1 protein-coding gene is annotated in these 233 nt (G+C 75.1%); it reads left to right on the top strand.

Annotated features, from left to right (window positions below; all coding sequences use genetic code 11):
* The coding region (locus FMEAI12_RS00165; RefSeq protein WP_368672036.1) for an IS3 family transposase at positions 1–233 on the top strand (233 nt) is incomplete at both ends.

Raw genomic sequence — 233 nt, 5'->3', positions numbered from 1 at the left:
CGACGACCGGACGGCCACTGATCCGCCGGGAGATCCGCGAGCTGGTCCTGCGCCTCGCGCAGGAGAATCCGACCGGGGGCCACCGCCGGATCCAGGGAGAGCTCGTCGGGCTGGGCTACCCGGTCGGAGTCGCCACCGTCTGGCGGATCCCGCACCGCGCCGGCATCGACCCCGCACCCCGCCGGGCCGACACCTCCTGGCGCACCTTCCTGTCCGCCCAGGCCTCCAGCCTG

The sequence above is a fragment of the Parafrankia sp. Ea1.12 genome, from assembly GCF_900465275.1.
Classification (GTDB): domain Bacteria; phylum Actinomycetota; class Actinomycetes; order Frankiales; family Frankiaceae; genus Parafrankia; species Parafrankia soli.
The sequence above is the reverse complement of the archived record's forward strand: the minus strand, read 5'-3'. Positions and strand labels throughout refer to the sequence as shown.